This is a genomic window from Betaproteobacteria bacterium (assembly GCA_016709965.1).
Classification (GTDB): domain Bacteria; phylum Pseudomonadota; class Gammaproteobacteria; order Burkholderiales; family Rhodocyclaceae; genus Azonexus; species Azonexus amarohabitans.
This window is the reverse complement of the sequence record JADJLT010000001.1, coordinates 1,935,229-1,960,647: the sequence shown is the minus strand read 5'-3', so window position 1 is coordinate 1,960,647 and position 25,419 is coordinate 1,935,229. Positions and strand designations below refer to the sequence as shown.

Below are 25,419 nucleotides of genomic sequence, written 5' to 3'. Positions count from 1 at the left end.
TGAGACCGCGACAACGGTATTGCGTTCCACCGGCACGTGAGGCTACGACTATGGTTCGCATTATATCCGCGCTCATCCTGGCCGTAACGGCCGTCTGCGCATCGGCCGCCGAGCCGCTAACGCTCGTCGACAATCCCCCTGACCGCCATATCGTCGTCAAAGGCGACACACTTTGGGCGATTTCAGGCAAATTCCTCAAGCAACCTTGGCGTTGGCCAGAAATCTGGCAGATGAACAAGGAAGAAATCAAGAATCCACACTGGATTTACCCTGGCGACATCATTCTGCTCGACATGTCGAGCGGTTCACCCCGCCTGAAAAAGGCCAAGCGGGTGACCGGGCAGGACGGCAAAATGCAGCCCATGGTGCACAGCACGCCGATTGAACAAGTTATCCCGAGCATTCGTCCCGACATCATCGAGCCGTTCATTTCTCAGCCTCTGATTGTCGAAGCCACTGATAAGGAGTCTGAAGCACGAGGCGCACGCATCGTAGCTGCTCAGGAAGATCGAATGCTGCTCGGTAGTGGCGATTCGTTTTACGCTAGTGGCATTCCCGATGCGAGCATCGAGAAATGGCATGTTTACCGTAAAGGCAAACCGCTTAAAAACCCCGAAACCGGCGAAATCATGGCCTATGAAGCCTACTTCCTCGGCAACGCCAAACTGGTCAAGCCTGGTGAGCCTGCCTCCCTGCGCGTTACGCTGGCCAAAGAAGAAATGGCTCGCGGTGACCGCCTGATACCCGCACCACCACCAGAGATCATTGCTTACGCACCGCACCGGCCGGAACAGGAAGTTGCTGCCCGTGTCATGTCGATCTACGGCGGCGTTCAGGAAGGTGGCACCAATTCCGTCATCTCGCTGACTCGCGGCAAGAACGACGGGTTAGAAATCGGTCACGTCGTCGCCCTCTTCCGCAAGCGCGTCTCGCTCAACGTCGACGATGACGGTCGACGCACCGAAACGCCAATCCCGGAAGAACGCTACGGTTTGGCTTTCGTCTTCCGTGTCTTTGACCGGGTCGCCTACGCGTTGGTCGTTGAGTCCTCAAAATCAGTCATCGTCGGGGATGCAGCCCGCAACCCGTGATCATTAGTGAAAGTTTGGCCGCTTGGCTGCGGCTGACGCTTATTCCCGGAATCGGCGGCGAGTCGCAAAGAAAGCTTCTCGCCGCTTTCGGTTTACCCGAAGCCATCTTTGCTGCCGGGAGGCTTGCGACCCGAGCCGTCATTGGCGACCGGGCCGACCTGCTTTTCGATTTTGACCCATCGGAGGCAGTTGACCGTAGCATTGAATGGGCTGCCCAGCCTGGGCAGTACATCGTGACGCTGGCCGACGCCGCCTACCCCCAAGCGCTGCTTGAAATCGCCGACCCACCCACGCTGCTTTATGTACGTGGCAACGTTGACCTGCTGCGGAAGCGCGGGCTGGCCATGGTCGGTAGCCGCAATGCGACCCCCCAAGGTCTGCAGACTGCAGAAAATTTTGCCAAGGCCCTCGCCAACAAAGGTCTGTGCATCATCAGCGGCCTCGCATTGGGTATCGATGCAGCGGCCCACCGTGGCGCATTGGCGGGTGGTGGCGATACCATCGCCGTCATTGGTACCGGCTCCGACCGCATCTACCCGGCCCGCAACAAGGAACTGGCGTTGGCGATCGTCGAAAGAGGCGCCGTTATTTCCGAGTTCCCGCTCGGCACCCCCTCCATCGCTGCCAATTTTCCGCGGCGTAACCGCATCATTTCCGGGCTGTCGCGCGGCGTTCTGGTAGTCGAAGCGGCACCCGAAAGCGGTTCCCTGATCACCGCACGACTCGCTGGCGAACAAGGACGAGAGGTCTTTGCCATTCCCGGCTCGATTCATTCGCCTGTTGCGCGAGGTTGCCACAAGCTGATCAAGCAAGGCGCGAAACTGGTGGAGACAGCCAACGATGTGCTGGAAGAGTTGGGCAATTTTGACACTTTGACAAAACCTGCCGAAGAAATATCGCAAAACCTCGAAGACCCTGTACTCACCGCCCTTGGCCATGCGCCATGCAGCCTGGACGATCTCGTCGAGTACACCGGTCAAAGCGCCGACCAGTTACTTCCGGAACTGCTGATGCTGGAACTGTCCGGCCAAATTGCCACGCTGCCCGGCAACCGATACCAGCGCCTGAGCTAAGCCCCTATATATAGAGACGGCTTGCCAAGCCGCTCACCGGGCACTTATCATGCCCCGGACTTCACAGGCCCAAACATGACCAAAAAGCTGATTATTGCCGAGAAACCTTCCGTCGCTGCCGACATCGCCAAGGCGCTGGGAGGATTCACCAAGCACGACGACTACTTCGAAAGTGACACCCACGTCATTTCGTCAGCCGTCGGCCACCTGCTCGAACTGGCCTGCCCCGAAGAGTTCGAAGTCAAGCGCGGAAAATGGTCATTTGCCCACCTGCCGGTCATCCCGCCGCACTTCGCGCTGAAGCCCATCGAGAAGACGGAATCCCGCCTCAAGGTGCTGGCTAAACTGATCAAGCGCAAGGATGTCAGCGCGCTGATCAACGCCTGTGACGCGGGGCGCGAAGGCGAATTGATCTTCAATTACATCGCCCAGCACACCAAGTCCGGCAAGCCGGTGCAGCGCCTGTGGCTGCAGTCGATGACGCAGGGCGCCATCCGCGACGGCTTCTCTCGTCTGCGCAACGGCAACGAAATGCAAGGCCTCGGCGATGCTGCCGTCTGCCGCTCCGAATCCGACTGGCTGGTCGGCATCAACGGCACGCGGGCGATGACCGCCTTCAATTCCAAGACCGGCGGTTTCCACCTGACCACCGTCGGCCGCGTCCAGACACCCACTTTGGCCATCGTCGTCGAGCGCGAAAAGCGTATTCGCGAATTCAAGTCGCGTGATTACTGGGAAGTTGAAGCCGACTTCACCGCCAAGGCCGGCAGCTACAAAGGCAAGTGGTTCGACGAAAGCTTCAAGGGCAAGAACGAAGACGAACACGCCCGGGCCGACCGCCTCTGGGAACAGAACAAGGCTGACGCCATCCGCGCCGCCACGCTGGGCAAGCCCGGCGAAGTGACCGAAGAGGCCAAGCCGGAAACCCGCCTGTCACCAGCCCTCTTCGATTTGACCACCCTGCAGCGCGAAGCCAACAGCCGCTTCGGCTTCTCGGCCAAGACCACGCTGTCACTGGCCCAGGCCCTGTACGAAAAACACAAGGTTCTGACCTACCCGCGGACCGACTCGCGCTGCCTGCCGGAAGACTATCTGCCCACCGTCAAGGAAACACTGACGGTGCTGACCGGCGAAGGTGCCGGCAAGGGCCACGACGAGGTGCTGCTCGCCCGCTATTCCCCGTTTGCCCACCAGATCCTGGCGCGCAACTGGGTGCTGCCGAACAAACGCATCTTCAATAACGCCAAGATCAGCGATCACTTCGCCATCATTCCGACGCCGCAGGCCCCGAAAAGCCTGAACGAGCTGGAACAGAAGCTGTACGACTTCGTCGTCAAGCGCTTCCTGTCCGTCTTCTTCCCGGCCGCCGAATACATGGTGACGACCCGGATCACCCGCGTCGAAGGTCACCCCTTCAAGACCGAGGGCAAGGTCTTGGTCAATCCGGGCTGGCTGGCCGTTCATGGCAAAGAAGCTCAGGATGGCGACGAGGGCAACCTGGTTGCGGTCGACGCCAAGGAAAAGGTCAAAGCCGAAGAAGTCACCGTCAAGCCCAACGCCACCAAGCCACCGCCGCGCTACTCGGAAGCCACCCTGCTCTCCGCCATGGAAGGCGCCGGCAAGATGGTCGACGACGAGGAACTGAAGGCCGCCATGGCCGGCCGCGGACTCGGCACGCCAGCAACACGCGCCCAGATCATCGAAAACCTGATCGGCGAGCAATACATGCACCGCGAAGGCCGCGAACTGATCCCGACCGCCAAAGCCTTCTCGCTGATGACCCTGCTCAACGGCCTCGGCATCAAGGAGCTGACCCAGCCAGAACTGACCGGCGACTGGGAATGGAAGCTCGGCCGCATCGAAAAGGGCGAATTCACACGCGAGGAATTCATGCGTGAAATCGCCGAAATGACGCGCCACATGGTCGAACGCGCCAAGCACTACGAAGCCGACACCATCCCCGGTGACTTCGGCGTGCTGACCACGCCCTGCCCCAAGTGCGGCGGCCAGATTCGCGAAACCTACAAGAAATTCCAATGCGGCACCTGCGACTATGCGCTGTGGAAAATCGTCGCCGGACGCCAATACGAACCGGCTGAAATCGAGCAACTACTGACCGAACGCCAAGTCGGCCCGTTGACCGGTTTCCGCAACAAGATGGGCCGAAGCTTCTCGGCGGCTATCAAGCTCAACGACGATTTGCAGCCAGAATTCGACTTCGGCCAGGATAAGGCGGATGCCGCGGATGCGGAACCGGTCGATTTTTCCGCCCAGGAAAGTCTGGGCCAGTGCCCGAAGTGCGCAGCAAACGTCTACGAACACGGCACCTCCTACGTCTGCGAGAAATCAGTCGGCCCGGACAAAACCTGCGATTTCCGGTCGGGCAAGATCATTCTGCAGCAGCCGATTGATGTTGCTCAGATGAAGAAGCTGCTGGCCGAAGGCAAGACCGACTTGCTCAAGGAATTCGTCTCCAACCGCACCCGCCGAAAATTCTCAGCCTATTTGATGGCCAAGGACGGCAAGGTCAGCTTCGAGTTCGAGAAAAAAGTGGCGAAGCCCAAGGCACCGGCCAAGAAAAAAGCCGACGCAGAAGCCTGATTCACCCTGGCTAGTCAGCAAAAAGCCCGCGGAATATTCCGCGGGCTTTTTAACGAAGAAATCCTTGTCTTTCGGCCTGCTTCTGGCCGAACTGGCCAGCAAGTTGAACAATCTCATCGCCTGCATGAAAGGCACTGAAGGCGGGACGCCCAAACCCGTGTGCCCGGATCGGATTGACTGTACGGAATCCGATCAAACCGTTCCACGTGAAACCTCAACGAACCGCCGAAGCCCCCGGCAACTCGCAGGACAGCAAGGCTGCCCGCACCGCATCAATCGCCTGCGGCCGCGGGAAGGTGACGCGCCAGACCAGGCCGACGGTACGTTTGGGCTGGGTGCCGGCAAAAGGCAGCACCCTGACCATCGGCTCCTTGGCCACCAGCGGATCGGCGGCCGTGCTCGGCATGACCGCCACGCCGGCACCGCTGGCCACCATGTAACGGATGGTTTCCAGCGAACTGCCCTCCAGCGAATGCTCCAGCGCATCCGGCGCCGTGAGACGGGGGCAGGATTCGAGCACCTGATCGCGGAAGCAGTTGCCTTGGCCGAGCAGAAGCAGATTCTGGCCGTCCAGCTCGTCGCCGCTAACGTCAGCGCGTGAAGCCCATTCATGGCTGGCCGGGACAACTACGCGGAAAGGCTCGTTATAGACCGGCTGGGCAACCAGGCCAGGTTCATCGAAGGGAAGCGCGATGACGATAACGTCCAACTCACCGGCTTTCAGCGCGGGGGTCAGGTTGGCCGTGAAATCTTCCTTGAGGAAGAGCGGCATCTTCGGCGCCTCGCGGTTGAGGGCCGGGATCAATTGCGGCAACAGGTAGGGCGCGATGGTGTAGATGATGCCGACGCGAAGCTGGCCGCTCATTGGGTCGCCGGTGGCCTCGGCGATTTCTTCCAGCTTGACCGCCTCTTCCAGCACCCGCCTCGCCTGCGCGACGATGCGCTCGCCCAGCGGCGTGATGCGGACGTCACTGGCACCGCGCTCAAAGAGCGGCACGCCAATTTGGCCTTCAACCTTTTTCAAGGCAACGGATAGCGTCGGCTGGCTGACGTGGCAAGCCTCCGCCGCCTTGCCGAAATGCCGCTCACGGGCCAGAGCCACCACGTAGCGCATTTCGGTCAGGGTCATTTCGAATATCCCAGTTTTTTCAGGTCGACCGCGGTAAGCCAGCGCCACTCGCCCGGCTTCAGATCCGGCGGCAAAGTCAATTCGCCAACCGACTCACGGTGCAATGCTTCAACGCGATTGCTCACCGCAGCGACCATACGCTTGACCTGATGATATTTGCCCTCGGTCAGCGTCAGGCGAAGCAGCTTTTCGCCAACGATTTCAGCACCCGCCGCCGCAATCGGTTCGTATTCGTCGGCAAGCAGAACACCAGCCAGCAACTGGTCGATTTGCGCCTGATCGAGTGGATGCTTGGTCGTTGCCAGATAGACTTTCGGCACCTTGCGCTTGCCCGAGGACAATACATGATTCAGTTGCCCGTCATCGGTAATCAACAACAGTCCGGTAGTGTCCTCGTCGAGGCGACCAATCGGCTGCACGTCCCGTTCACGCAAGGACACCGGCAGCAATTCAAGAACGCCAGCGTGATGCTTCGGCTTGCGTGAGCACTCATAGCCCACCGGCTTGTTGAGCATCAGCGTAGCGAATTCGGCGTAAGGCCAATCGATGCCATCGACAGTGAAAACGAGGCCGTTGGTGTCGAGTTCGACGAAAGGATCGTCGCAAACCTGGCCATTGATCGCGACACGATGGCGGCGGATAAGGCCTCGACATTCCCTGCGGGAACCGAAACCGTGTTTTTGGAGGATACGTTCTAGTTGCATGGGAGGGATGTTAACATTGGGCCTATGAAATTCGAACATCTTATCCAGATCAACGACCCGGAAAACCCGTTGATCGACACTCTGACCCGCGATCAACTGTGGCAAGGGCTGCTCCATCGCGTCGAAAACCCTATCCCTTTCTTGCCCGGACTGGAATCCTGCACCATCCTTGAACGGGAGGCCGACACGCTACTGCGCGAACTCGATTTCGGCCCGGCAGTGATTCAGGATCGCGTCACGCTGGCCGACATGACCTCGGTACGTTTCGACATCCAGCCTTCCGAAACCCATCCCGGCGGCAGCCTGCATATCAGCATCGAAGAGCCGGAACCCACCTTCCTGTTCCTGCGCTTCGCTTATCAGACGACGCTGGCGACCAACCCGAACTCGGAAGAGCGGGCCTATATTGAATACGTGAAGTCGGCCTACCACCAGTCCGACGTCGATTGCGTGCGCATCATCCGCACGCTGGCTGCCGGCGGCCTGCCGCAGTAAAAAAGGCCGAAAACGCGTCACGTTTCGGCCTTCCACGGTCAACCGGAAAAAAGGGCAAAAAACGAAATTTCTGCTGGAAGCCTACGCGGTATCCAGCAGAAGTTTTATTCGACGCCTTGTGATGCCAGGTAATCCTCGTAGCCGCCGAGGTAATCGACGATACGACCATCGTTCTTCACTTCCAGAACGCGAGTAGATAGCGAGGACACGAACTCACGGTCGTGCGACACGAAGACCAGCGTACCCGGGAATTTTTCCAGCCCGCTGTTCAGGGCTTCGATCGATTCCATGTCGAGGTGGTTGGTCGGCTCGTCCATCAGCAGCACGTTGTGCTTTGACAGCATCAGCTTGCCGAACAGCATGCGGCCCTGCTCACCACCGGAAATCACGTTGACCGATTTCTTTACTTCGTCGCCGGAGAACAGCAGACGGCCCAAGGTGCCGCGGATCAGGGTTTCCAGATCGCCGCCGTCTTCGATGGTGGCACGGGCGTAGCCGGCGATCCATTCGGTCAGGCTTTCCTCGCCGGCGAACGTGGCGCTGTGGTCCTGCGCGTAGTAACCCGGGTAGGCCTTCTCGGCCCATTTAATGGTGCCGAATTGCGGTGTCACTTCGCCCATCAGCAACTTCAGCAGCGTGGTCTTGCCGACGCCGTTTTCGCCAATGACGGCAATCTTTTCGCCGGCGTTGATGGTCAGCGTCAGATTGTTGAAGATCTTGCGCTCGCCGCCTTCGTAGGTGAAGGAAACATTCTCGATCTCGACCGCCTGACGATGCAGCTTCTGCTTCTCGTCGTAATCGAAGCGAATCCACGGGTATTGGCGCGACGACGGCTTCATGTCTTCCGGTTTCAGTTTTTCGATCAGCTTGACGCGGCTGGTTGCCTGCTTGGCCTTGGAGGCGTTGGCCGAGAAGCGACGGACGAAGGTCTGCAGCTCCGCAATACGCTCCTTGGCCTTGGCGTTGGCATTGGACAGACGCTCCCGGGCGGCCTGCGCGGCTTCCATGAAGTCGTCGTAGTTGCCGGCGTAGGTGGTGATCTTGCCGTAGTCCAGATCGGCCATGTGGGTACAGACCTGGTTCAGGAAGTGACGGTCATGGGAGATGATGATCATCGTCGAGTCACGGGCATTCAGCGTGTCTTCAAGCCAGCGAATGGTGTTGATGTCGAGGTTGTTGGTCGGTTCGTCGAGCAACAAAATATCAGGATTGGCGAACAGGGCCTGACAGAGCAGCACGCGCAGCTTCCAGCCCGGCGCGACCTGGCTCATCGGGCCGTCGTGCTGTTCGGTCGGGATACCCACGCCGAGCAGCAGCTCGCCGGCACGGGATTCAGCCGTGTAGCCATCAAACTCGCCGAACTGATGCTCGAGATCGGCGGCCTTCATGTAGTCGTCTTCGGTCGCTTCAGGATTGGCGTAGATGGCGTCGCGCTCGCTCATGCAGGCCCACATTTCTTCGTGGCCCATCAGTACGACGTCGAGCACGCGCATGTCTTCGTAGGCGAACTGGTCCTGCTTCAAATAGGCCATGCGCTCGTGCTTGTCTTTCGAGACATTGCCGGCCGAAGGCTCCAGGGCGCCGCACAGGATCTTCATGAAAGTCGACTTGCCGGCGCCATTGGCGCCAATCAGGCCGTAACGATAGCCTTCGCCAAACTTGACGTTAACGTTCTCGAACAGGGGCTTTACCCCAAATTGCATGGTGATATTGGCGGCAACGAGCACTACGATTCCAATCTGAAAAAAGCGGTAAAACGAAAAGGTGAATTTTACCTGTTTTCAAGGGCTTGATCGAAGCCAGAGCGCACTCTTGCTGCACTGCGGTGTAAGATTTGCAACCACAATAAAAATCCTGGAATTGAGAGACAGCACATGGTTCCCCACCTCACCACCGCCCTCACCGGCCCCCTGCTCGAACTGGAAAGCAAATTTCTGGAGAGCAGTACGCAGATCGAACACTGGCTGCGCGGCCAGTGGCAGGAGCACACGCCGCCCTTCTACTCGTCGTGCGACCTGCGCAATTCCGGCTTCAAGCTGGCGCCGGTCGACACCAATCTCTACCCCGGCGGTTTCAACAATCTGAATCCTGCCTTCCTGCCGTTATGCGTGCAGGCGGCGATGAGCGCCATCGAAAAAATATGCCCGGATGCACGCAACCTGCTGCTGATTCCGGAAAACCACACGCGCAACCAGTTCTACCTGCAGAACGTGGCGCAGATCGCCGCCATACTCAAGCAGACCGGGCTGAACGTTCGCCTCGGCTCCATGCTGCCGGAAATCACGCAGCCGACATCGATCGATCTGCCCTACGGTCAAACCCTCCTGCTCGAACCGCTGGTCCGCACACCACACCGCCTTGGGCTGGACGGCTTCGACCCCTGCGCCATTCTGCTCAACAACGACCTTTCGGCTGGCATTCCGGCCATCCTGCAAGGTCTGCACGAGCAGTTCGTACTGCCGCCACTGCATGCCGGCTGGGCGGTGCGCCGCAAGTCAAACCACTTCGCTGCCTACGACGAGGTTGCCAACGATTTTGCCAAGGCGATCGGCATCGATCCATGGCGCATCAACCCGACCTTTTCAGTCTGCAGCAGTGTCAATTTTCATGAACGTCAGGGTGAAGAATGTCTGGCCGCCAATGTCTCGGCCGTGCTCGACATCGTTCGCGAGAAGTACAAGGAGTACGGCATCAACGAAACACCCTACGTCGTCGTCAAGGCCGATGCCGGAACCTACGGCATGGGCGTGATGACCGTGCGTAATGTCGACGAGGTCATCGCGCTTAACCGTAAGCAGCGCAACAAGATGAGCGTCGTCAAGGAAGGCCTCGAAGTCTCCGAGGTACTGATCCAGGAAGGCGTGCATTCCTTCGAGACACTAAATGAAGCAGTCGCTGAACCGGTCATCTACATGATCGACCGCTACGTCGTCGGTGGCTTCTACCGCGTCCACACCGGGCGCGGCAAGGACGAAAACCTCAACGCACCGGGCATGCATTTCGAGCCGCTCGCCTTCGAGACCGGCTGCAACATGCCCGACTACGGCTGCAACAACCCGGATGCCGCACCCAACCGCTTCTACGCCTACGGCGTAGTCGGTCGTCTGGCCTGCCTGGCTGCCGCCATCGAACTCGAACGCACGGCACCGCCGGAAGAAGTCTGAGTCGCCATGGCTCAACAACTTCACTTTGAAAAGCATCTGCTCGGCGGCAGCAGCCAGTCACTGAAAATCGCTTTCATCCTCGATCCGCTGGAAGGCTTGAAAGCGTGGAAGGATTCATCGATCGCGATGATGCGCGCCGCCGAAAACCACGGCCACGACGTCTATGCCATCGAGGCAGCGACACTGGGCTGGCGCAAGCCGGACCATGGCCACGCCGGCGGCGTTTCCGGCGAGGCGCTGCACCTGCGCATGCGCCCGGACGACCACGACTGGTATCGGGAAACCGGCCGCGCATGGATGCCCTTGACGGCCTTCGACGCGGTGGTCATGCGCAAGGACCCCCCTTTCGATTTCGAATATCTGACGGCGACATGGCTGCTGGAAAAAGCCGAAGCGGATGGCGTCAAAATCTTCAACCGGCCACGGGCTCTGCGCGATCATTCCGAAAAGCTGGCCCTGATGGAATTCGCCCACTTTGCACCAACCACCGCGATCAGCCGCGACATGGCGCAGATTCACCATTTCATCGACGAGCAGCGCGACGTCATCCTCAAGCCGCTCGACGGCATGGGCGGCAGCCAGATTTTTCGCGTCCATCGCAACGACCCGAACCGCAACGTCATCGTCGAAACGCTCACCCAGGAAGGTGCGCGAACCATCATGGCGCAGCGTTACATCCCCGAGATCAGTCAGGGCGACAAGCGCATCCTGCTCATCGCCGGCAAGCCGGTACCGTTTTGCCTGGCGCGCATCCCCAAGGCTGGCGAAACCCGCGGCAACCTTGCCGTTGGCGGTACCGGCGTCGCCCAGGAGCTGTCGGCACGCGACCGTGAAATCGCCGAAGCCATCGGCCCTGCCCTGTTCAAGCGCGGGCTGATGCTGATCGGCATCGACGTCATTGGTGACCACCTCACGGAAATCAACGTCACCAGCCCGACCTGCATGGTCGAAATTCGCCAGCAATCTGGCTTTGATGCCGCCGGCGCCTTCATCTCGGCAATCGAACGCGCATGCGGTCTGGCCTGAAACTTTTCCTGATCGCGCTATTTGCGTTGTTTCTCGCTGCCTGCGGCCGGACGCCGCTGCAGGAACAACAAGCCTACGTCTTCGGCACCCGCGTCGAAGTGCTGGTCGTCAGCAATGATCCCGAGCAGGGCCGCAAGGCCATCGCCGCCGTGCTGCGCGAATTCGACCGCCTGCACCGGGCCTACCACGCCTGGCAAGACTCTGAATTGACGATTTTGAATTCGGCCATTTTTTCCGGTCGACCGCAGCAAGTCAGTCCTGAACTCGCCGAATTCGTTCAGGAGGCGCAAGCCCTGTCGCAACAGGGCGACTACCTGTTCGACCCCGGCATTGGCCAGCTGATCAAGCTGTGGGGATTCCAGGCCGACGAATTCAAGGCTGAATTGCCCACCAAAGCTGACATACAGGCCTGGTTGGCCAGCAAACCCTCCATCGCCGATATCACGATCAACGGGAGCACCATCTCCAGTCGCAACCGCAACGTTGCGCTCGACTTCGGCGGCTATTTAAAGGGTGTTGCCCTTGACCGTGCCGCCGCCATTCTTCGCGCGCAGGGCATCAACAACGCGCTGATCAACATTGGCGGCAACATCATGGCGCTGGGCAGCAAGGAAGGAAAAAAATGGCGTGTCGGCATCCAGCACCCGCGCCAATCCGGCCCGATGGCCACCGTCTCCCTGAACGACGGCGAAGCGATCGGCACGTCAGGCGACTATCAGCGTTTTTTCGAAGTCGACGGCAAACGCTATGCCCACTTGCTCGACCCGGGCACCGGCTATCCAGCTGACCACACACAAGCCGTGACTGTCCTCATCCCGACCGGGCCCCGAGCCGGCACACTCTCCGACGCCACCTCCAAGCCCGTCTTCATCGCCGGCCCCGAGCACTGGCGAGAGATGGCTCGAAAAATGGACGTTGGCCTCGTTTTGCGGGTTGACCGCGACAACCACATCTTCGTCACCGAAGCGCTGCGCCAACGCCTCGAATTCATCGGCAACACACCGGAAATGACCGTTGTTCCCTGATTCAAACAAACGATTGCCGGAACCGTATACGGCCGACCGGGATATCTCGTAACATTGCAACGTCGGCAAATTAACGACATTTCAATAATGTGTGGCATTCACGATAAGGGGAAGGAATGCTGCGGGGGGTTTCACTAAAACAGCCGGGTTTTGCCAACAGTCTGGTACTCCGTATCGGCCTGCTGATCCTGCTATCGCTGGCCGTTTTCACCTTCAGCCTCTACCAGGTGATCGGCCGACCGACCGTAGACCGGCTGGCGGAAAGCCAGATGCGGCTGGCCGCCGAGCAGCTCGAAGCCCGCGTTACCCGGCTTTTCAAAACCGTCGAAGTCACGCTGCGCAGCAGTCAGGGCTGGGGTATCAGCAGCGATCTTGAGCAATCGCAATTGCTCCGTTTCAACGAATTCTTCTTCCCCATCATCGCCAATCATGGCGAAATCAGCTCGGTCATTTTTGCTCACGAATCGGGACGGGAAATCCTCCTGCTGCTGACCAGTGACGGCCACTGGATCAACCGGATCAGCAACCCGGAAGAATGGGGCAGCCAGGCATACTGGATCACCTGGGACAAGAACCGGCAGATCGAGAAAGTGGAAATGCGGGAGAGCAGCTACGACGCCCGCCAACGCCCGTGGTTCAGGGGTGCCATGACCTTGCAGAAGACCGATGATGTGTTCTGGACAGAGCCGTATATTTTCTTCACGACCAAGGACCCCGGCCTCACGGCTGCGATGCGCTGGAAGGCTGAAGATGGCAGCAGCTATGTCATCGCCCACGATGTCCGGCTCATCGACATTGCCGAATTCACCACGCGCATGACCTTCGGATCGCAAGGCAGGGCCGCCCTTTTTCTCAAGGAAGGCAAACTGATCGCGCCACCGCGCGACCCCCGCTTCAGCAACCGGGAAACCATCAACCAGGCCTTGCTGAAAACCGCCGAAGAGCTGCAGCTACCCGAATTCGCCGAAGCTTATCGGCTTTGGCAAGCCAACCCGACACCGGAGCGTGGGCTGCACATCTTTGCCGGCCCTGATGGCAGCGTCGTCAGCCTGTTCCGTCGCCTGGAAAACAACGCCAGCGGCATCTGGCTGGGCGTCATCGCACCGGAAAGGGATTTTGTCCCGATTTCTCGCGACGACCTGCTGCTGCTCGGACTCATCCTGTTTTCCGCCATTGCACTTGGCATGGCGGTTGCCATCCACATCGCCCGTCGCTTCGGCGAACCGCTCCATGCCTTGGCCGAAGATAGCACCCGTATCGGAGAACTGGAACTCGATCGGGCTGTTAGCACCAATGCCCCATGGCGCGAGGTCATCTTGCTGGCAGCAGCCCTCGAAGGCATGCGCAAGCATCTGAAAAGCGCTCGTCAGGCGCATCAGGATGCCAACATCGACCTTGAATTGAAAGTCGCCAAGCGCACCGTCGCCTTGCGCCAGAGCCAGAATATCCTGCAGAAACGGGAAGCATTTTTCCGCGCCGTTTTTGACAATGCCGCCGTCGGCATCATCAGCCTGAATCCGGAAGGCCAGCCGGTACTGGTCAATCCCGCGTTTGCCCGCTTCGTCGGCCAGCCCATCGACGCCCTGCTCGCCCATCCGGACAAAATTATTCTCCCCGCTGCAGTCCAAGCCCGCATGAACGAGGTACTGCCCCGAATGTCGGCCGGACAGACCGATAGTGTCCGAAATGAGTTTGAATTCTCCAGCCCGAATGGAGAGTCGTGCTGGGGCGACGTGCAGATTGCACCGGTCCGCGACATTGACGGAAAACTCGACTCGCTGCTCATCACGATTCTGGACGTGACGGATCGCCGTCAAATCGAGACTGAACTCATCCGGCAATTCACTTTCCTGCAAGCCTTGCTCGACACCATTCCCAACCCGATTTTCTACAAGGGCGAACACACCCGTTTCCTCGGCTGCAACCGCGCTTATGAAACGTTTTTCGGGGTTGAACGTAGTCAATTTATTGGCAAACGGGTTCTCGATCTCGACTATCTGCCTGAAGAGGCCCGCCAGGCTTATCAGGCTGAAGACGAAAAAGTCATTGCTGAATGCAGCCGGGTCAGCCGTGAAGTGCAGTTGCCGGATGCTGAAGGACAACTGCATGACGCCTTGTATTCGGTTACTTGCTTCCGCTCTCCCGATGGCACGGCAGGCGGGCTGATCGGCGTCATCGTCGATATTTCAGCGCTCAAGGAAGCCAAGCGCGAAGCGGAACGGGCCCGCGCCAATGCGGAGTCGGCAGCAGCGGCGAAGGCTGACTTTCTGGCCAATATGAGCCACGAAATCCGCACCCCGATGAATGCCATCATCGGCATGACCCACCTTGCCCTGCAAACGGAACTCACCTCCCGCCAGAAAAACTACCTGAGCAAGGTCGACAACGCCGCCAAGGGCCTGCTCGGCATCATCAACGACATCCTTGACCTCTCCAAGATCGAGGCCGGCATGATGCATTTCGAACTCGCCCCCTTCAGCCTGGATGGCTGTCTGCGGCAGCTCGGCGACATGTGCTCGCTGAGAGCCCGCGAACGCGGCCTGGAACTGCTCTATGACGTTGGCCCGGACGTTCCTGACCGCCTGATCGGTGATTCCCTGCGTCTTAGCCAGGTGCTGCTCAATCTGGTTGGCAATGCCATCAAATTTACCGAGACGGGTGAAATAACCGTAACGGTGGAACGACTGGCGACAAACGACCAAGGTATCAAGCTCGGCTTCGAAGTTCGCGACTCCGGTATCGGCATGAGCCCCGATCAGCAGGAACACCTGTTCTCGGCTTTCACCCAGGCCGATACCTCAACCACCCGGAAATACGGTGGCACGGGCCTCGGCTTGTCGATCTGCAAACGCATCGTCGACCTGCAGGGCGGCAACATCACTGTCACCAGCCAGCTGGGGGCGGGTAGCTGTTTCAGCTTCCACCTTCCCTTCGGACTTGCTGCAGGTGACGAAATAGCGCCGCGCCGCATCGGGCTGCCCAACGATCTGCGGGCGCTGGTCGTTGATGACAGCCTGGGTGCCTGCGAAATCTTCACGCAAATGCTCAAGGCACTGGACATCGACAGCCACGCAGTCTCCGGTGCCGGTGCAGCCCTCGGTGAATTGGCTGCGGCCAGTGTCGCCGGCCAACCCTACGGCCTGCTGATCATCGACTGGAAAATGCCGGGAATGGATGGCGTTGAACTCGTCTCCCGGATCAACCGGAGTCCCCATGCCAGCCAGGCCGCCATCGTCATGGCCACCGCCTTTGATCATGAAGAGTTGCAGGCAGCACTCGGCCAGTTGTCGATTGGCGCCATCCTGAGCAAACCGGCAACACCGTCATCGCTGTTCGACAGCATCATGGTCGCACTGCATCGTGAATCAGCCATGCTCGTCGCACCCAAAGCCACCTCCGCCAAAATGGCCCACCAATTCTCGGGGCGGCGTGTGTTGCTGGTTGAAGACAACGAGGTCAATCGCGAACTGGCTCAGGAAATGTTGAGCAACATGGGCCTGACCGTCGATCTGGCAGAAAATGGCCTGCAGGCAGTTGAACGGGTACAACAAATCCCCTACGACCTGGTGCTGATGGACTGCCACATGCCGGTGATGGATGGCTACGAGGCTACCGGTCGTATTCGTCATGACCTGCAGATGCGCCAGCTGCCCATCATCGCCATGACAGCCAACGCGCTGCCCAGTGACCGTGAGCGCTGCCTGGCCGTTGGCATGGACGACCACATTCCCAAACCGATCGATGTCGCTGTACTCAACGCTACGTTGGCGCTATGGTTGGAATCTGCCGAGGGTACGCCACAGCTCCCCGCCCCGGCGGGAACAACGCTGATGACCCCATCTGCCGATATCAACATCCGAGCTGCGCTCGACCGCATGGGTGGTGATCAAGCCATGTACAACCGGCTGCTTGGCCGCTTCCGTGACAATCAGGGCGATGCTGTCGAACGCTTGCGCGAGGAGCAGTCACGGGGAGATTCCGCTGCCATGCTGCTCCGCGCCCACACTTTGCGCGGATTGGCTGGCAACATCGGTGCGGTCACCCTGTCCCGCCTTGCTGGTGAGCTCGAAGGCAGGCTCAGGGAGGGCACAGCAACGACCAACCCTGTTATTAAGCAACTGCTGGACGATCTGGACAAGGCGCAGGCAGCCGCGCTGGCCATTGCGGATACGCCGCTTGTCGTGCCGATATCGGCTCCGCAAATTCGCGCCCCGGAAGCCCCTGACGAGGCCCTTTCCTACCTGCAACAGCTACTTGATAATGACGATGCAGTCGCGGTCAGCTACTTCGAAGAACTGGCAGCCTGGCTTCGGCAGGCCTCCGACCCCATGCTGGTCGATCAACTTGCCCGGCAAGTGAGCCAGTATGAATTTGAAGATGCAAGCGCTACCCTGCAAAAAATCGCCGTCATGCGGCGCAGCACCTAATTCACCTTGAAGAGAGCCGATTGATCATGCAGCCCCTGATCCCCAAACAATGCGTCCTGGTCGTCGACGACAGCCCGGAAAACATCGATCTGCTCAGTGAAGTACTGCGCGACGAATATCGAATTCGCGTCGCCACTTCCGGCGAAAAGGCGTTGAAAATTGTCTATTCCGACGAGCCGCCCGATCTCATTCTGCTCGACATCATGATGCCCGGCCTCAGCGGCCTGGAGATCTGTCGCCGGCTCAAGGCCAATCCGGATCGTCGGCGTATTCCAATTATTTTCGTGACGGCGATGAGTAGTGTTGACGACGAAAAACGCGGACTCGACATTGGCGCCGTAGATTACATCACCAAGCCGATCAGCCCGCCCATCGTCAAGGCACGCGTCCGCACCCACCTGGCGCTCTACGACCAGTCACGTGAACTTGAACGCATGGTTCACCAACGCACACAGGAACTGCTCACCACCCGCCAGCAGATCATCCGCCGATTGGGCCGTGCTGCCGAATTCAAAGACAACGAAACCGGCAACCACGTCCTGCGCATGAGCCATTACGCCCGCGTCATTGCGACCTCGCACGGCTTGGGGAGCGAGGCTTCCAACATCATCTTCAACACGTCGCCGATGCACGATATCGGCAAAATCGGCATTCCCGACGCTATTCTCCTCAAACCGGGAAAACTCAACGCGGAAGAGTGGGAGGTGATGCACCAACACCCCCTGATGGGAGCCGAAATCATTGGCAAACACACCAACGAACTACTGGAAACAGCCCGCATCATTGCCCTGACCCACCATGAAAAATGGGATGGCAGCGGCTACCCGCAACAACTGAAAGGCGACGCGATTCCGCTCGAAGGCCGCATCGTAGCCATCGCCGACGTATTCGACGCACTGGTCTCCGTTCGCCCCTACAAACGAGCCATTCCGATCGACGAAGCGCTGAGCTATATGACGGACCAGGCAGGCAAGCACTTCGACCCGACACTGATCGCGGCGTTCAAGCGCGCCCTGCCCGAAATCCTGCGCATCAAGGACATCTACGCCGATGAAAACGGCTCGCTGACCGACCTTGAGTTCCACATCCAGGAAATCTACGACCATAAGGATGCGCCGGGCGGCTACCCATCCGTGCTGTCCGATACCGACAGCAATCTGGATTAGAAAAATTTCAAATTTCGCTGTTTTTTCCGGTTGACCGCAGCAAGCAGTCACTGTGGCCTGAAACACCTACTCGGGCATTTTCGAATCGATCGTCAGCGTCACCGGCCCGTCATTGATCAGGCTGACCTGCATATCCGCCCCAAAAATCCCGGTCGCCGCCGGCTTGCCCAGCGCCGCTGATAACTTGGCGACAAATCGGTCGAACAAAGGCTGAGACACATCCCCCCGCGCCGCCCGGCTCCACGATGGCCGATTGCCCTTTCTCACTGACGCATAAAGCGTGAATTGCGAGACCGCCAGAATCTCCCCGCCGGCCGCCACGATGTCGCGATTCATGACCCCGGTCTCATCCGCAAAAATCCGCGTACGGACGATCTTGCCGGCCATCCATGCCAGATCCGACTCATCATCGGCAGCCTCGAAGCCCGCCAGCACCAGCAACCCGGATTCGATTTTTCCGCAAATTTTCCCGTCGACCGCAACGGAAGCCTGGCTAACACGCTGAATCACCACGCGCACGAAATACCCCCTCCCGAACTGAGCAAAAAACCGCCGCTCACGGTTTAGTCATCCTGAATACCGCCCTGCTTTCGGCGCAGCACGTGGACCAGCAGTCCCAACACCAGCAGGGTTAGAAAAGCCCCCTCCTCGACCGCTTTCAACTCGGGCAGCAGACGCTGCGCCAGCTCACCGAAGAAATAGCCGGCGCTCACAATCGTCTGCACCCAGATCACCGCACCCAGCAGATTGAGCCAGAAAAAACGTAACGGCCGGACAAAGCCCGTGCCCATCAGGATAGGCCCGACCGTGCGCAAGCCGACCATGAATCTGACCCCCAGCACGATCAGATCCGGATGCGCAAACACCCGCTTTTGCAGCCAGGGACGACGACTTGCGATGGACGGAAATCGCCCCATCAAGCGATCGCCGAAGTGTCGCCCGATCTGAAACCAGAACTGGTCCCCGACAAAACTGAAGACGGTGGCGATCAACACGACGTGGCCCCACGACAGCTGACCGCGATGCACGGCAAAACCCGCCAGCAGCACAATGGTTTCTCCTTCCAGCAGACAGCCGACCGCCAGCGCCAGGTAGCCGTAATCGCTGACCAGCTGCGTCAAGGAAAAAGCGGGAAATAATTCGTTCAGCAATTGGCAGAGCGCTCGGTATAGACTGAAAGCAGCCCGGAAGCACCTTCCTGTAGGGCCATCGAAGATTATACCGGGCGGAGAAATCGACGTTGGAGAACACAAAATGACAGCACGGCAGGATATTGCGCGATTTATCGCCAACTATCGCAGCGAGATCGACGGCGCAGCCCTCTATCGCTCAATGGCTGCGAGCGAAAGCAAAAGCGAAGTTGCGGAACTGTATCGGCGCCTCGCCACCGTGGAAGAAACCCACGCCGAATTCTGGCGCCGCCGCATCGAAAATGCAGGAGTGAAACCCCCCGAAGGCCGACCCGGCTGGCGAACGCAACTACTCATCTGGGCCGCCGGCCGCTTCGGAGCGCCGGCCGTGCTCCCCCTGATGGCCGACGAAGAAGCGCGAAATCGCAAGGTCTACGACAATCAGCAAGAAACGCACGGAACCGCCATGCCGGCGCAGGAGCGCTCGCACGCCCGCATGCTATCCCTGCTCGCAGCGCGTTCAAGCACGGGCTGGAACGGGCCCGCCTATTCCCGCCTTGAAGGGCGGCACGGCGCCGGGGCCGCCAACAACCTGCGGGCCATGGTGTTGGGCGCCAATGATGGCCTGGTCTCCACCTTTTGCCTGATCATGGGCGTTGCCGGCACATCGGCCAGCACCAGCACCCTGCTGGCAACCGCTGTCGCCGGCACGCTGGCTGGCGCTTGCTCAATGGCCATGGGCGAGTGGATATCCGTCCAGAGCGCCCGCGAGCTGCAAGAAAACCAGATCGCCAGCGAAGCCGAAGAACTGACGCAATCACCCGCAGAAGAGCAGGAAGAACTGGCGTTGATCTATCAAGCCAAAGGATTTACTGAAACGGAAGCAAAGCAGATTGCCGCCCGCGTCATCGGTGACAAGGATTCGGCGCTCGACACCCTGGTGCGCGAAGAACTGGGCGTCAATCCGGACGATCTGGGCGGTTCGGCCATGGGCGCCGCCGTCTCGTCTTTTATGGTCTTCCTCATCGGCGCATTGATCCCGGCGCTACCCATGTTCCTGGTCGCCCAGACAAACGTCGTACAAGCCAGTGCCATTTCATCGGCCATCGGCCTTTTCGCGCTGGGCGCCGCCATCGCCGTGTTCACCGGAAAGCACCCCGCATTTTCCGGCCTGCGCCAACTACTGATCGGCATGGCCGCCGCCGGCATCACCTTCGGCATCGGTCATCTTTTCGGCGTTTCAGCCGGCGGCTGATGGCACTTCGGACGGCAAGCTGACATTCAGCGGTTAATCGTAGTGAATGTCAGCTTGCCAATTCCGCCAGTGTGAACTTCGTGGCCTATCGCTTGGCACTGAGTAGCGGGTAGAAGCGTACGGCCAGCGCTGCCAGTGCCGACACCGTAGCCATGCCGGTCACTGCAAGCCATCCCCATTGCGCAAACAGGATGCTGCCCAAGGCTGCACCAATTGCCATCCCGATGAACATGCTGACGAAAAGTACAGCGTTAAGGCGACTACGTGCCCCCGGGTCGATCCCGTAGACAATGCTCTGGTGAGCAATCAGCGTGGCTTGTACCCCGAGGTCGAAGCCGATAGTGCCGATCCCGAGCAACCAGAGTTGCGCTGTTGGGGAAAGGAAAGGCGACAAGCACATGATGGCGAAAGAGAATGCAGTCAGGCTGGTGCCGAGGCGGGTAACGAGCTCCGGGCCGCGGCGGTCGGCCAGGTGGCCAGCCAATGGCGCAGCCAGCGCGCCGACGGCACCGGCAAGACCAAAGGCTCCGGCTACCGCACTGCCCATGTGGAACGGCTCGGCATGGAGCATGACTGCCAGCGTGGACCAAAAGGCACTGAAGCCAATGGATAGCAGGCCTTGGGACAACGCAGTATGGCGCAAGAAGGCGTGGCGGCGCAGCAAATTGAAGAGTGAACCGAGCAATGCCGGGTAAGTCATGCTTGTGGTCGGTGAGAAACGCGGGAGTCCGCGCCAGGCTGCGATGCCGATGACAGCCACGCCAGCGGCTGCAAGCACAAACATGGTCCGCCAGCCAAAGTGTTCGGCAACAAAGCCACTAACCACGCGGGAAAGCAGGATGCCCAACAGCAGCCCGGTCATGATCGTTCCGACGACTTTGCCGCGCCGGGAATCATGCGCCAGGGTCGCTGCCGCCGGAACGATATCCTGCGCCAGAGTGGCGGTTAAGCCAATCGCCAGGCTGGCAGCGAGCAGGATGTCGATGGACGGCGCAAAGGCTGCCGCCAGCAAGGATATGACCAGCAAGGCGGCTTTGATGAGAATGATAGTGCGGCGATCATGACGGTCACCCAGTGGGGCCAGGAACAGTATGCCCAAGGCGTAGCCCAGTTGGGTCAGGGTCGGCACAAAGCCGATCTTGAGCGGACTGGCACCGATGTCTGCGGCCAGGATGCCGAGTATGGGCTGACTGTAATAAATCGATGCAACGGCTAAGCCAGCGCCGCTCGCCAGCAATAACACCAGGCGCCGCGAGAGCGTGTGACTTGCCTCCGACACGTGATTTTGAAGAGTACTGTCTTCAATAACTCGTAATGGTGCTGTCACACTTTGTTCATGCATATCATGGATAGCTGTCATTTCTCCGTCCTCGAAAAATGTCTATGGAACAGAGTCTGACGTTTAAAAGACAACAACGGTAGTATCGAATTTTGCAATATTGATATACGCTACACGTATGAATAGAGCAGTGATTACCAGACCTGCAAGCAATTCGAGTGCGCCTTCGTTATCGGGAACAGGCGACCGCATCGAGCTCATGCAGACATTCGTCCGCATCGTTGATGCCGGCAACCTTTCTGCGGCAGCCATTCAGATGGGGACGACCCAGCCCACCATCAGCCGCCGCCTGCAAACGCTGGAGCGGTCTTTAGGGGTGCGTTTGCTGAATCGCTCCACCCATAGCATGCGGCTCACTGCCGACGGCGAGCGATGTTATGAACGCGCCAAAGACCTTTTGGCAAGTTGGGCCGCATTCGAATCGGACTTGCGTGGCGTGGACGAAGAGCCGGAAGGAGTTTTGCGCGTGGTTGTTCCGCACGCTTTCGGCCAGGAGCGTCTGGTCAAGCCACTGGCGGACTACCTGAAGCGCTACTCTCGTATGACCGTCGAATGGTTACTGCATGACGACAGCGCCATTCAGGACTTCATTGCTGCAGGCATCGACTGCGCAATCCAGGTCGGGGAGGTGGCCGATTCTGCACTGGTGACGATCAAGCTGGGCGAAGTACCACGCATCGTGGTGGCCGCCCCGTCTTTGCTGGATGGATTGGCTGTACCCGAAGAAGCCATGGACTTGGCCGGCTTCCCTTGGGTTGCTTTGCGAACCTACTATCGCAATCAAATACAGTTGCAAAATGTGCACACGGGCAAGGTGCAACGCATTCCCATTTCACCCAGGATGAGTACCGACAGTCTGTATGCTTTGCGCAGTGCTGCCTTGCAAGGCTTGGGCGTGGCCATTGGTTCGGCCTGGCTTCTGGCCCCGAATCTCGCTTCCGGGCAATTGCTCCATCTATTGCCTCAATGGCAGGCTGAGCCATTACCCGTTAATCTGGTCTATCCCTACGCGCGCTTCTATCCGGCGCGATTGCGGCATTTCGTCGAAATCATGCGGGCAGCGGTACCCTCGATAGTGGCAGGATAAATATCAATAGCGACAGTCCCTTCAAAATTCCTCAACGGATGCTGAGGTCCGAACATACCAATGGAAGGATATCGCTGATAATCAAACTAATGGTTGAAAAAAAGCCACCCTCTTAAGGTGGCTTCTTGGTCTGATCCCACGAAATCCAGACTTTTGGGAAAAATCTAAACAATCGTGGGATCCTACAAAAACGTCAGATGTCGACGCGCGCGCTCAATGCATTTGTTTCAATAAACGCCCGACGCGGCTCCACATCTTCACCCATCAGCGTCGTGAAGATTTCGTCGGCCGCAATGGCGTCGTCGATCTGCACGCGCAGCAGGCGACGGACTTTCGGGTCCATCGTTGTTTCCCACAATTGCGACGGGTTCATTTCGCCCAAGCCTTTGTAGCGCTGCTTGCTGATGCCACGTTCAACTTCATTGAGCAGCCACTTCATGGCATCGCCAAAGTTGGTGACAACCTGCTTCTTCTCGCCGCGAGCCATGAACCCACCTGCGGCAAACATGTCGGCCAGCGTTTCGGCCGTGCGCCGCAATTGAATGAAGTCACCAGACAGGAGCAAATCTTCATCGATCAAACCGACCTTCAGATTACCGTGGTGCATGCGTTCGACGCGCAAGATCCAGCGTTCCTGGATGTCATCGAACTTCGGCACCATGCGGGTTCCGGCCGGGATGAAACCGGCGATCCGCTCGGCACTGGCGCGGGCGTTTTCTTCGCTGGAGAGGTCGATTGCAATGTTGTAGCGAACGATGGATTGCAGCACTTCCGGATTGATCAGGTGTGACAGGCGATCAATGACCGCTTCGGTCGCCAGCCAGGAACGAGCCAGGCCTTCGAGCGCCGGGCCGGTGATGGCGTCGGCACCGGCACGTGGGGTCAGAACAGCTTCGTCGAGCGCCATGTTAAGCAGGAACTGGTTGTATTCCAGATCGTCCTTCAGATAGCGCTCGGTCTTGCCATGCTTGACCTTGTAGAGCGGCGGCTGGGCTATATAGACGTAACCACGGTCGATCAGTTCAGGCATCTGGCGATAAAGCAGCGTGAGCAGCAGGGTCCGGATGTGCGCACCGTCAACGTCCGCGTCGGTCATGATGATGATACGGTGGTAGCGCAGCTTTTCGACGTTGAAGTCGTCCTTGCCGATGCCGGTACCGAGCGCAGTGATCAGCGTGACGATTTGTTCAGAAGAGATCAGCTTGTCGAAACGGGCTTTCTCGACATTCAGCACCTTGCCGCGCAAGGGAAGGATTGCCTGGAACTTGCGGTCACGCCCCTGCTTGGCAGAGCCGCCGGCGGAATCACCCTCAACGATGTAGATTTCGCAAAGCGCGGGGTCTTTTTCCTGACAGTCTGCCAGCTTGCCGGGCAAGCCGACGCCGTCGAGCACACCCTTGCGGCGGGTCATTTCACGGGCGCGACGGGCGGCTTCACGGGCGCGGGAGGCTTCGACGATCTTGCCGCAGATCATCTTGGCATCGACCGGACGCTCGAGCAGGAAGTCGGCAAGCTTCTGGGCAACGACCTCTTCAACCGCTGCCCGCGCTTCGGAGGAAACCAGTTTCATCTTGGTCTGCGAAGCAAACTTGGGATCAGGCATCTTGACGGACAGCACGCAGGCCAGACCTTCGCGCATGTCATCGCCGGCAATATCAACCTTCGCCTTCTTGGCGATTTCGTTTTCGTCGATGTACTTGTTGATGACGCGGGTCATTGCAGCGCGCAGACCCGTCAGGTGAGTACCACCGTCCGATTGCGGGATGTTGTTGGTGAAGCAGAGAACCTGTTCCTGATAGGAGTCGTTCCACTGCATGGCCACTTCAACACCAATAATAATCCCTGTATCAGCAGCGCCTTGGCCAACCTTGGCATCGCCCGCCGAGTAGAAAATATTCGGGTGGAGAACGGACTTGGTGCGGTTGATGTACTCGACGAAACTCTGCACGCCACCAGCAAAGGCGAAGAGTTCTTCCTTGCCGGCTCGCTGATCAACCAACTTGATGGCAACGCCATTGTTCAAGAAGGATAGCTCGCGCAGACGCTTGGCGAGGATTTCATAGTGGAATTCAACGTGACCGAAGATTTCATCATCAGCGAGGAAATGAACCTCAGTGCCGCGCTTCTCGGTGTCACCCAGAATCTTGAGTGGCGAGACTTCAAATCCATCACGAATTTCAATGCTGCGGTCAACCGGAACACCACGGCAAAATTCCATGAAATGTTTCTTGCCATCGCGGCGGATGGTCAGGCGCAGAAATTTGGACAGTGCATTGACGCAGGAAACGCCGACGCCGTGCAAGCCACCCGACACCTTGTAGGAATTCTGGTTGAACTTGCCGCCGGCGTGCAGTTCGGTCAGGGCGATTTCGGCAGCTGAACGCTTCGGCTCGTGCTTGTCGTCCATCTTGACGCCGGTCGGAATACCCCGGCCGTTGTCGATGACGCTGATCGAATTATCGGTATGAATGGTGACGATGATGTCGTTGCAATGTCCAGCCAGTGCCTCGTCGATCGAGTTATCGACCACTTCGAAGACCAGATGGTGCAGTCCGGTACCATCGGAGGTATCGCCGATGTACATGCCAGGACGTTTGCGGACGGCCTCCAGGCCTTCGAGGATCTGGATGCTGGCTTCGCCATAGGCTGGCGATTCACCTTGCGGGACGTTCTCTTCACTCATTGTTTTGGTTCCACGTGAAACTGC

General features: G+C 58.9%; 18 protein-coding genes. 11 read left to right on the top strand and 7 right to left on the bottom strand.

The features are described from left to right. The first annotated feature begins 50 nt into the window (after positions 1 to 50). From IPJ12_09655 to IPJ12_09645, 3 genes are all read left to right on the top strand, one after another. The gene (locus IPJ12_09655) at positions 51 to 1,091 is read left to right on the top strand and encodes a LysM peptidoglycan-binding domain-containing protein (protein ID MBK7647409.1); all 1,041 of its coding nucleotides are present in this window, start codon (positions 51 to 53) and stop codon (positions 1,089 to 1,091) included. Continuing rightward, positions 1,088 to 2,164: a DNA-protecting protein DprA gene (gene dprA, locus IPJ12_09650; GenBank protein ID MBK7647408.1), complete on the top strand. Its 1,077-nt coding sequence runs from the start codon at positions 1,088 to 1,090 to the stop codon at positions 2,162 to 2,164. The genes IPJ12_09655 and dprA overlap by 4 nt, the downstream gene beginning before the upstream one ends. A 75-nt stretch (positions 2,165 to 2,239) precedes the next feature. Continuing rightward, on the top strand, positions 2,240 to 4,765 hold the full coding sequence (locus IPJ12_09645) for a DNA topoisomerase III (GenBank protein ID MBK7647407.1): 2,526 nt from the start codon (positions 2,240 to 2,242) through the stop codon (positions 4,763 to 4,765). Positions 4,766 to 4,979: 214 nt separating this feature from the next. Here IPJ12_09645 and IPJ12_09640 read toward each other — a convergent pair whose 3' ends face one another. Together IPJ12_09640 and IPJ12_09635 are read right to left on the bottom strand one after the other, a co-directional pair. Next, entirely contained in the window at positions 4,980 to 5,894 is a 915-nt protein-coding gene (locus tag IPJ12_09640) for a hydrogen peroxide-inducible genes activator (protein ID MBK7647406.1), read from the bottom strand. Beyond that, complete coding sequence (locus IPJ12_09635) at positions 5,891 to 6,598, bottom strand: 16S rRNA pseudouridine(516) synthase (protein ID MBK7647405.1); 708 nt, start codon at positions 6,596 to 6,598, stop codon at positions 5,891 to 5,893. The genes IPJ12_09640 and IPJ12_09635 overlap by 4 nt, the downstream gene beginning before the upstream one ends. Before the next feature lie 24 nt (positions 6,599 to 6,622). Here IPJ12_09635 and IPJ12_09630 point away from each other — a divergent pair, with 24 nt between their 5' ends. Further along, positions 6,623 to 7,093, top strand: a complete 471-nt coding sequence (locus IPJ12_09630; protein ID MBK7647404.1) for a DUF1857 family protein — start codon at positions 6,623 to 6,625, stop codon at positions 7,091 to 7,093. 104 nt (positions 7,094 to 7,197) lie between these two features. Here IPJ12_09630 and IPJ12_09625 read toward each other — a convergent pair whose 3' ends face one another. Beyond that, positions 7,198 to 8,820 (bottom strand): ABC-F family ATPase, encoded by a 1,623-nt coding sequence (locus tag IPJ12_09625; protein MBK7647403.1) that lies wholly within the window; start codon positions 8,818 to 8,820, stop codon positions 7,198 to 7,200. Between the two features lie 147 nt (positions 8,821 to 8,967). Between IPJ12_09625 and gshA the strand changes: the two genes are divergently transcribed. The 5 genes from gshA to IPJ12_09600 all read left to right on the top strand — a co-directional run bounded on the left by gshA (position 8,968) and on the right by IPJ12_09600 (position 17,901). After that, positions 8,968 to 10,257, top strand: coding sequence for a glutamate--cysteine ligase (gene gshA / locus IPJ12_09620; GenBank protein ID MBK7647402.1), 1,290 nt, complete (start codon positions 8,968 to 8,970; stop codon positions 10,255 to 10,257). A gap of 6 nt (positions 10,258 to 10,263) precedes the next feature. Beyond that, entirely contained in the window at positions 10,264 to 11,283 is a 1,020-nt protein-coding gene (gene gshB, locus IPJ12_09615) for a glutathione synthase (GenBank protein ID MBK7647401.1), read from the top strand. Next, a complete protein-coding gene (locus tag IPJ12_09610) occupies positions 11,268 to 12,308 on the top strand; it encodes an FAD:protein FMN transferase (GenBank protein ID MBK7647400.1) in 1,041 nt (346 codons plus the stop codon). The genes gshB and IPJ12_09610 overlap by 16 nt, the downstream gene beginning before the upstream one ends. 116 nt (positions 12,309 to 12,424) lie before the next feature. Continuing rightward, the gene (locus IPJ12_09605) at positions 12,425 to 16,735 is read left to right on the top strand and encodes a response regulator (GenBank protein ID MBK7647399.1); all 4,311 of its coding nucleotides are present in this window, start codon (positions 12,425 to 12,427) and stop codon (positions 16,733 to 16,735) included. Positions 16,736 to 16,761: 26 nt separating this feature from the next. After that, on the top strand, positions 16,762 to 17,901 hold the full coding sequence (locus tag IPJ12_09600; GenBank protein MBK7647398.1) for a two-component system response regulator: 1,140 nt from the start codon (positions 16,762 to 16,764) through the stop codon (positions 17,899 to 17,901). 66 nt (positions 17,902 to 17,967) lie between these two features. Here the strand turns inward: IPJ12_09600 and IPJ12_09595 are convergent, their stop codons facing one another. Together IPJ12_09595 and IPJ12_09590 are read right to left on the bottom strand one after the other, a co-directional pair. Continuing rightward, positions 17,968 to 18,420, bottom strand: coding sequence for a D-tyrosyl-tRNA(Tyr) deacylase (locus tag IPJ12_09595; GenBank protein ID MBK7647397.1), 453 nt, complete (start codon positions 18,418 to 18,420; stop codon positions 17,968 to 17,970). 44 nt (positions 18,421 to 18,464) lie between these two features. Further along, positions 18,465 to 19,052, bottom strand: a complete 588-nt coding sequence (locus IPJ12_09590; protein MBK7647396.1) for a DedA family protein — start codon at positions 19,050 to 19,052, stop codon at positions 18,465 to 18,467. Positions 19,053 to 19,155: 103 nt separating this feature from the next. Here IPJ12_09590 and IPJ12_09585 point away from each other — a divergent pair, with 103 nt between their 5' ends. Beyond that, positions 19,156 to 20,286 carry a VIT1/CCC1 transporter family protein gene (locus IPJ12_09585; protein MBK7647395.1) on the top strand — a complete coding sequence of 377 codons (1,131 nt, stop codon included), beginning with the start codon at positions 19,156 to 19,158 and terminating at the stop codon, positions 20,284 to 20,286. 85 nt (positions 20,287 to 20,371) lie between these two features. On the opposite strand, the gene IPJ12_09580 is transcribed toward IPJ12_09585, so the two are convergent. Continuing rightward, entirely contained in the window at positions 20,372 to 21,646 is a 1,275-nt protein-coding gene (locus tag IPJ12_09580) for an MFS transporter (GenBank protein ID MBK7647394.1), read from the bottom strand. A gap of 97 nt (positions 21,647 to 21,743) precedes the next feature. Here IPJ12_09580 and IPJ12_09575 point away from each other — a divergent pair, with 97 nt between their 5' ends. Further along, a complete protein-coding gene (locus tag IPJ12_09575) occupies positions 21,744 to 22,712 on the top strand; it encodes a LysR family transcriptional regulator (protein MBK7647393.1) in 969 nt (322 codons plus the stop codon). Positions 22,713 to 22,905: 193 nt separating this feature from the next. Here IPJ12_09575 and gyrB read toward each other — a convergent pair whose 3' ends face one another. Continuing rightward, the gene (gene gyrB, locus IPJ12_09570; protein ID MBK7647392.1) at positions 22,906 to 25,395 is read right to left on the bottom strand and encodes a DNA topoisomerase (ATP-hydrolyzing) subunit B; all 2,490 of its coding nucleotides are present in this window, start codon (positions 25,393 to 25,395) and stop codon (positions 22,906 to 22,908) included. Positions 25,396 to 25,419 lie beyond the last annotated feature (24 nt).

Bases quoted from the DNA above. Each gene is read 5' to 3' on its own strand.
- IPJ12_09655 (MBK7647409.1), top strand. From the start codon at position 51: ATGGTTCGCATTATATCCGCGCTCATCCTGGCCGTAACGGCCGTCTGC.
- IPJ12_09645 (MBK7647407.1), top strand. From the start codon at position 2,240: ATGACCAAAAAGCTGATTATTGCCGAGAAACCTTCCGTCGCTGCCGAC.
- IPJ12_09640 (MBK7647406.1), bottom strand. From the start codon at position 5,894: ATGACCCTGACCGAAATGCGCTACGTGGTGGCTCTGGCCCGTGAGCGG.
- IPJ12_09635 (MBK7647405.1), bottom strand. From the start codon at position 6,598: ATGCAACTAGAACGTATCCTCCAAAAACACGGTTTCGGTTCCCGCAGG.
- IPJ12_09630 (MBK7647404.1), top strand. From the start codon at position 6,623: ATGAAATTCGAACATCTTATCCAGATCAACGACCCGGAAAACCCGTTG.
- gshA (MBK7647402.1), top strand. From the start codon at position 8,968: ATGGTTCCCCACCTCACCACCGCCCTCACCGGCCCCCTGCTCGAACTG.
- gshB (MBK7647401.1), top strand. From the start codon at position 10,264: ATGGCTCAACAACTTCACTTTGAAAAGCATCTGCTCGGCGGCAGCAGC.
- IPJ12_09610 (MBK7647400.1), top strand. From the start codon at position 11,268: ATGCGGTCTGGCCTGAAACTTTTCCTGATCGCGCTATTTGCGTTGTTT.
- IPJ12_09605 (MBK7647399.1), top strand. From the start codon at position 12,425: ATGCTGCGGGGGGTTTCACTAAAACAGCCGGGTTTTGCCAACAGTCTG.
- IPJ12_09600 (MBK7647398.1), top strand. From the start codon at position 16,762: ATGCAGCCCCTGATCCCCAAACAATGCGTCCTGGTCGTCGACGACAGC.
- IPJ12_09585 (MBK7647395.1), top strand. From the start codon at position 19,156: ATGACAGCACGGCAGGATATTGCGCGATTTATCGCCAACTATCGCAGC.
- IPJ12_09580 (MBK7647394.1), bottom strand. From the start codon at position 21,646: ATGACAGCTATCCATGATATGCATGAACAAAGTGTGACAGCACCATTA.
- IPJ12_09575 (MBK7647393.1), top strand. From the start codon at position 21,744: ATGAATAGAGCAGTGATTACCAGACCTGCAAGCAATTCGAGTGCGCCT.
- gyrB (MBK7647392.1), bottom strand. From the start codon at position 25,395: ATGAGTGAAGAGAACGTCCCGCAAGGTGAATCGCCAGCCTATGGCGAA.